Raw genomic sequence first — 6,540 nt, 5'->3', positions numbered from 1 at the left:
GGCTGTGTTCTTAAAGTGATGAAGATATAATCTCACATCTTCTCAACAGCTTAAGATCCATTCCGTGTCCCGCCGTTATCAGCTGACTGATGCACAATGGGGGCTTATCGAGCCCCAGTTTCCTTCTCGAAGCCTGATCGGGCGCCCTACCCGTGAACCGCGCCAAGTGCTCGATGGCATTCTCTGGATACTCCACACCGGAGCTCCTTGGCGAGACCTTCCAGAACGTTTCGGACCATGGAATTCGGTCTACAACACCTTCCGGCGTTGGCAGGATGCAGGCCGGATTGATGCCATTCTGGAAGCGCTGCAACTCAAGCTCAATGAAGAAGGGCTCATCGATTTCGACCTGTGGTGCCTGGACGGCTCCAATGTCAGAGCATCCAAAGATGCTGCCGGTGCACGTAAAAAAACACCTCAATGAATCAAGCCCTTGGCCGTTCGCGGGGAGGTTTCGGCAGCAAAATTCACTTGGTCACGGACGGTCATGGCTTACCACTGAGCTTCTGCCTGTCACCGGGGCAATCAGCAGAAATCAGCTATGCAACAAGCGCGTTGGCCATGGCGAGGATACCAACGTCATCAGGTCGCTACCGAACACGGCCAGCGCATCTTGCCGCAGACAAGGCCTATAGCAGCAAAGCCTTTCGAGCCGAGCTACGGCGGAGAAGGATAAAAGCGGTCATTCCGCAACGCAGCGACCAGCAACGGCGCCATAAGGGGCGTCCATTGGTACTGGACAAGGTGCATTACCGCAGGCGCAATGTCGTGGAGCGGTGCTTCGGTTGGTTGAAGAAGTTTCGCCGGTTTTCAACGAGATATGAAAAGCTAGCCAAGAGTTTTGCAGCCTTTATCAAACTGGCTTTCTGCCTTCGCTACTTGCGCGAGTTATGTGTGGACAGAAAACCAGCATTTTGAGAACACAGCCTAGTGCCTTCTCCGCTGCTCTGCATCGTGCTCCTGACGGCAGTGGCCATCACCATGGGTATCGATATCCGCACCGTGGGCGACATGGGCGAGCTGCCCGATACCCTGCCTATCTTCCTGTGGCCGGAAGTGCCGCTCAATCTGGAAACACTGGCCATCATCTTCCCATATTCCGCAGGTCTGGCCGTGGTCGGTCTGCTCGAATCCATGATGACGGCGGCCATTGTCGATGACCTGACCGATACCAGCAGCGACCGCAATCGCGAGTGCAAGGGCCAGGGGATCGCCAATATCGGCGCGGGCCTGATGGGTGGCATGGCGGGCTGCGCCATGATTGGTCAGTCCATCATCAACATCAAATCCGGTGGCCGTGGCCGCCTCTCCACCTTTGTTGCAGGCACCCTGCTCATCCTGATGGTGGTCTTCATGGATGAGTGGATCCGCCAAATCCCCATGGCGGCCCTGGTAGCCGTGATGATCATGGTTTCTATCGGGACGTTCTCCTGGGATTCACTTCGCAATCTAAAAAAGCACCCTCTCTCTACCAATATCGTGATGGTTGCAACGGTGGCGGTAGTGGTCGCTACCCATAACCTGGCACTTGGGGTATTTGTCGGGGTGCTGCTCGCCTCCTTGTTCTTTGCCAACAAGGTTGCCCGCTTCATGCTGGTCAAGAGCGACAGCGAACTCCATGGAGAAGTGCGCACCTATCTGGTTCGCGGACAGGTGTTCTTCGCCAGTGCCGAGCAGTTCTTTGCCGGATTTGATTTCAAGGAGGTGGTTGAGAAAGTGGTGATCGACCTCACCCACGCCCATTTCTGGGACATCACCGCCGTCACCGCACTGGACAAGGTGGTCATCAAGTTCCGCCGCGAGGGAACCGAGGTGGAGATCATCGGTCTCAACGAGGCCAGTGCCACCATAGTCGACCGCTTCGGGGTACACGACAAACCGGAAGAAGTTGAAAAGCTGCTGGCTGGCCACTGATCACAAGAAGGAACTTATCATGACAAACATTTTTGCCTGTATTGATGGCTCCCCAGCCATGACAGCCGTGTGTGATGCAGCGGCATGGGCCGCTACCAACACTGGGCTACCTATCACTCTGCTGCACGTAATGGAAAAGAACGAGTTTGAAGGGCGGCCGATCTCTCCGGCAACATCGGACTTGGCAGTCGCGAGCATCTGCTCAAGGAGCTCGCCGAGTTGGATCACCAACGCAGCCGTCTCGCCCATGAACGGGGACGGGTGTTACTCAACAGCGGCAAGGTGTATCTAGCTGACTTGGGCATGACAGCGATCGAGACCCTGCAACGCCACGGCCAACTGGTAGAGACGACCCAGGAACTCTCATCCGATATGCGGATATTGATCATGGGTAAGCAGGGCACGGCCCATGCCCACGAACTGATTGGTAGCAATATCGAGAGCGCCATCCGTACCCTGGCTAATCCCATCATGGTTGTGCAGCCAGGCTTTCAGGCCCCAAGTCGCTTCCTGTTTGCCTATGACGCCAGCCCGACCGCCAAGAAGGTACTGGAGTTGATCGCAAGCAGTCCACTGCTCAAGGGGCTGGAGTGTGAGCTGGTTATGGTTGCCGAACCGAGTGACGAGTATGAACGCCAGCTGGCTCAAGCCAAACAGGTGTTGAAAAGTGCAGGTATCAGAGTTGAAGCAATGCTGCTGCAAGGAGAGGTGGTGCCAGTTGTTTGCCAGCATGCAGAAGAGGTAGGTTGCGACCTTATTGTGATGGGGGCTTACGGTCACTCACGGATCAGGCAGTTCATCGTGGGGAGCACCACCACAGGCATACTGAAAACGGCCAAAACCTCTCTGTTATTGCTGAGGTAATCAAGCAGCAGGGGCGGGTCATCCCGCCCCTGCGCGTATCAGAACCAGCGTTGCACTGCCTCTCTGGCCGGGATCCCACCTGCATGTACCACCTTGTCATCGATGACGACGGCTGGCGTAGACATCACCTTGTACTTCATGATCTCGGGCAAGGACTCGACTTTCTCAAGCTGGATCTCGACCCCCAGCTCATCCACCACCTGCTGGATCAGTTGAACGGTGTTCTTGCAGTTGGCGCAGCCCATGCCCAGCACTTTTACATGTTTCATCTCATACTCCTCATCAAGAAATTAACGGCGATACGAAGTTAAATACCCACCCAACCAGCGTGAAGGAGACCAGCAGCACCAGCAGCAAGGTGCCCAGTAACTGCCACTTCATCACTTGTTTGAGCAGAATAAATTCAGGAAAACTGGCCGCCACCGTGCTCATGCAAAACGCCAGTGTGGTGCCGATGGGTAGCCCGTTGACGATCAGGCTTTCCATCACCGGGATCACACCAGTCGCATTGGAGTAGAGGGGAATGCCGATCAGCACGGCAGCCGGAACTGACCACCATTGGCCTGCCCCCAGGTGAGCCGCAAGCCAGCCATCAGGGACAAAGCCATGGAGTGCGGCGCCGAGCCCGACCCCGACGATGACCCAGAGCCACACCCGTTTGAAGATGGTGAGGGTTTCCTCTTTGGCAAAGGCATGACGCTTGGCCAGCGAGAGGCGCGGGGCATCGGCATGCGGCTGGACGATATCACCTTGCTGATGCTGCCCTTGCTTGAGGGCCTCGGCGGCAAAATCGGCCAGCCAGCGCTCGGCCTTGATCTTGTCCAGAAAGGCCCCACCCAGCATGCCAACCGCCATGCCGACCACCACGTAAATCAGGGTGAACTTCCAGCCCAGCAGACTGACCAGCAACAGAACGGCCACTTCGTTGATAAGCGGTGAGGTGATGAGAAAGGCCATGGTGATCCCGAGCGGGATACCGGCTGAGGTAAAGCCGAGGAATACCGGGATACTCGAACAGGAGCAGAAGGGGGTGATGGCACCAAAGCCGGAGCCCAGGAGATAGCCCAACCCTCTATGCTTGCCCGCCAGATAGTCCCTCACCCGTTCGACATTCAGGGAGGCCCGCAGCATGGCCACGATATAGATCATGACCAGCAGTAGGGCAAAAATCTTGCTCACATCCTCCACGAAGAAATGCAGCGCATCCCCCAGCTTGGTTTGTGGGTTCAGGCCCAACTGCTCGTAGACCAGCCAACTGGCGAGGTCGGTGAAAATCTGCAACATAATGGCTCCATCAACATCGGTGTTATCCAGAAGACGTTGCATGTCAGCAAAGGATGCGCATATTTTCCGTCTTTTTTTGCTAGCGCAGTGATCTCATGGTTTGAGCCCAGCACTCTGCTCCATCAATCACTGAATACCAGCGAGTCAAGGACACCTTGCCCGCTATGAACACCGCCTTCTGTCGATTCGGCCGATTTGCTACGAATGAGATATCCCGCAAAGCTCTGCTCCGCGCAGGCAGGATGGCCATCGCTCTGAACAGTGAAGATCCCCAGCTCACTGATCAAATCCGTCACCCGATATAACTCTCCTCTACGCACTATCCAGGCTGGCATCGGTCTGGGAACGGGATGCAATCGGCTCATCAATGCCCAGGCCTGATATTGCCGAGGCTCCAGTGTCTCCAATTTTGCCAGGATGTCTGCCCCAAACAGACAATGCCCACCGCCTTCCCCTTGGTTTTTAAGTACCCAGCTATCGGAGGGGGCCGTTTTGATAAAGCATGCGCTATCAGGGGTAACAGGATGCATCTCACCCAGAACACCTCTCACGGTATCGGCGTCTTGCGGGGTCAAGCCAAATGCAGCGAATCCCTCTTCTCCCAAACACGACAGCAGCATTTGTACTCGCTTGCTGGTCGCTAATTGCTGGGCGACCGTGGCATTGACGGCGACTCTGTGTTGCTCAATCAATACACGGGTCGCCATCAGCGCCTGACAGCATCTCTGCTCGTTGAGATCGGCTGCCTCATAATCCGAATATTGGTATCCGGCCCGCAGGTAGACGGTATCGAGGGGGCCGACACCATCGAGGGTCAATCTGTTGTTGGAGCCCGTGCTCAGTCGATTATGCAGTTCACGAAAGGTTCTGCGCTGGGTCTCAATTCCTTTGCGCTGGAGTGCCAGCTCAAACAGGTGTTGATCAAACACATTGTTTTCATGCTCCTGCACAATCATCAGAAACCTGGCAGGGCCAGTGTCGCCAAACTCACGCTTAATCTTGAAGGTGGCCTCGGCAATGCCAGCTGATAATCCTTCAATGGCGTCATTGCCAACAAGCTCACCCATTGCCTCGGGTGACAACTGCGCATATTCAGCAGGCCATTGCCGTTGCAGATAGTGGTGCAGTTCATGTATTCGCTGACCAAATGGCCCCATACCAGCGGCGATGCCATTGAACTCGACCAGCTTGTGGCCATCTCGCTTGTCGTCCATAAAGTCGCTGCGCATGATAAGCAGTGGCAGCCGGGGTGCCTTGGTGGCTGATGAGTGTATCTGTTGATGCATGCTGAGCAGGGCTGAGAAGAAGGGATCGCCTGCCGTGATGGGGTGAATGGCATCGTATAAAAAACCATGATCCTCAGAGACGGCATAGATCAGCTTGCTCAAGGCCTGAGCCGCACGTTTCAAATGCTGGTAGTCTCCCCGGCTAATCGGTGTAGGCGTCAGGGTAAACGGGGTATGCACGGCAGAATAGAGCGACGCTTTAAAGGCGACACCGTGGGTTAATGCCCACTCGACTGAATCATCCCTGATTTTCTGAATGCCAAGAGAACTCATCACTTACTCCTGAATATTGACTTACAAACCTCAAGTTTTGGTTACCCAAACCTCATATCGCACAGCGATTTTCATATCCTCATCAGACTATGCGCAGCGCATTACGAGGAGGACGTGCAAGCCGCGAAAAGGATGCTCTTTAATTTTCTGACCTACGCCAACCTGACCTGGGTACTGTCATATTCTCGTCATACTCCCCGGCGATGATTAATAAAAATTAATCAACCAACATGGATAAATGAGCATGAAGAAAATCGTCGCTTCCGCCGCCCTGCTGGGCTTTAGTCTGCTTGGCACCGCCGCCTTTGCGAGCGAATTCAACCTGCCCGGTTTTGTCACCGAAGTGGAAGATGGGCGGTTGTGGGTCTTTAAAGAAGGCTCGCCAGAGCTGGAAGAGTTCAAGCAACATGGCGAACCGGCAAAACAGTTCAGCAATATCGGGGCAGGCCCCAATGGCATGACGGTCAAGGCTGCAAGCCAGGAAACTCTGGATGAGTACCTGGCCGAAGCCAAGAAAAAATAAAGAAAAGGCCAAGGAGAACACCTTGGCCTTTTTGCTGAGCATCGTTCATGGCTTACTTCACCGCAGGGGTGAAACAGCAGACTCGTCCCAAGCTATCCAACCTGACCTGACAGTCCAGAGAGAGCTGCTGACGCAAGCGCTCCCTGGCTCGCAACAGACGCGACTTGGCGGCGGCAAGGGTCAAACCGTATCGGGCGGCATAGTCCGCCTGCTTCATGCCCTCCAAATCACAGTGCCTGAGAATATCCCGGTCAGACTGGGCAAGCTTCTCCAGCACTCTGGGCAAACAGCCCGCCAAGGAATCGACCGCATCGAGCTCACTGTGCTGCATGGCTAACTCGTCAGAGAGTGGCAGCAACGGGCGTTGCCTGCGGCTTTTATCAATCACCTGTCCCG

General features: G+C 55.2%; 8 protein-coding genes and 1 pseudogene. 5 read left to right on the top strand and 4 right to left on the bottom strand.

Annotated features, from left to right (window positions below):
• Positions 1-64 precede the first annotated feature (64 nt).
• From AACT07_RS22115 to AACT07_RS22100, 4 genes and pseudogenes are all read left to right on the top strand, one after another.
• Positions 65-918 (top strand): IS5 family transposase gene (locus AACT07_RS22115; protein WP_103261584.1). Its coding sequence is split into 2 segments (ribosomal slippage): positions 65-407 and positions 407-918, totalling 855 coding nucleotides; the frame shifts between segments, so codons are not numbered across the junction.
• Positions 919-927: 9 nt separating this feature from the next.
• Positions 928-1,914, top strand: a pseudogene (locus tag AACT07_RS22110) (SulP family inorganic anion transporter); the annotation flags it as partial.
• A 19-nt stretch (positions 1,915-1,933) separates the two neighbouring features.
• Positions 1,934-2,206: a universal stress protein gene (locus AACT07_RS22105; RefSeq protein WP_339373788.1), complete on the top strand. Its 273-nt coding sequence runs from the start codon at positions 1,934-1,936 to the stop codon at positions 2,204-2,206.
• Entirely contained in the window at positions 2,134-2,778 is a 645-nt protein-coding gene (locus tag AACT07_RS22100; protein ID WP_253182292.1) for a universal stress protein, read from the top strand. Before AACT07_RS22105 ends, AACT07_RS22100 begins: the two co-directional genes overlap by 73 nt.
• A 38-nt stretch (positions 2,779-2,816) precedes the next feature.
• Here the strand turns inward: AACT07_RS22100 and AACT07_RS22095 are convergent, their stop codons facing one another.
• The 3 genes from AACT07_RS22095 to AACT07_RS22085 form a co-directional block, all read right to left on the bottom strand.
• Entirely contained in the window at positions 2,817-3,047 is a 231-nt protein-coding gene (locus AACT07_RS22095) for a thioredoxin family protein (protein ID WP_069530066.1), read from the bottom strand.
• 13 nt (positions 3,048-3,060) lie between these two features.
• A complete protein-coding gene (locus AACT07_RS22090; RefSeq protein ID WP_069530065.1) occupies positions 3,061-4,062 on the bottom strand; it encodes a permease in 1,002 nt (333 codons plus the stop codon).
• Between the two features lie 122 nt (positions 4,063-4,184).
• Positions 4,185-5,621 carry a glutathione synthase gene (locus AACT07_RS22085; RefSeq protein ID WP_069530064.1) on the bottom strand — a complete coding sequence of 479 codons (1,437 nt, stop codon included), beginning with the start codon at positions 5,619-5,621 and terminating at the stop codon, positions 4,185-4,187.
• Between the two features lie 244 nt (positions 5,622-5,865).
• Here AACT07_RS22085 and AACT07_RS22080 point away from each other — a divergent pair, with 244 nt between their 5' ends.
• The gene (locus AACT07_RS22080; RefSeq protein ID WP_069530063.1) at positions 5,866-6,144 is read left to right on the top strand and encodes a DUF4179 domain-containing protein; all 279 of its coding nucleotides are present in this window, start codon (positions 5,866-5,868) and stop codon (positions 6,142-6,144) included.
• Positions 6,145-6,196: 52 nt separating this feature from the next.
• Here AACT07_RS22080 and AACT07_RS22075 read toward each other — a convergent pair.
• Positions 6,197-6,540: sigma factor-like helix-turn-helix DNA-binding protein (locus AACT07_RS22075; RefSeq protein ID WP_290438966.1), on the bottom strand; the 344-nt coding region annotated here is incomplete at its 5' end.

It is taken from the genome of Aeromonas sp. ANP5, from assembly GCF_963870295.1.
GTDB lineage: Bacteria > Pseudomonadota > Gammaproteobacteria > Enterobacterales > Aeromonadaceae > Aeromonas > Aeromonas veronii.
Note: the sequence above shows the minus strand (reverse complement) of the source record. Positions and strands in the feature narration are given on the sequence as shown.

Bases quoted from the DNA above. Each gene is read 5' to 3' on its own strand.
- AACT07_RS22105 (WP_339373788.1), top strand. From the start codon at position 1,934: ATGACAAACATTTTTGCCTGTATTGATGGCTCCCCAGCCATGACAGCC.
- AACT07_RS22095 (WP_069530066.1), bottom strand. From the start codon at position 3,047: ATGAAACATGTAAAAGTGCTGGGCATGGGCTGCGCCAACTGCAAGAAC.
- AACT07_RS22090 (WP_069530065.1), bottom strand. From the start codon at position 4,062: ATGTTGCAGATTTTCACCGACCTCGCCAGTTGGCTGGTCTACGAGCAG.
- AACT07_RS22085 (WP_069530064.1), bottom strand. From the start codon at position 5,621: ATGAGTTCTCTTGGCATTCAGAAAATCAGGGATGATTCAGTCGAGTGG.
- AACT07_RS22080 (WP_069530063.1), top strand. From the start codon at position 5,866: ATGAAGAAAATCGTCGCTTCCGCCGCCCTGCTGGGCTTTAGTCTGCTT.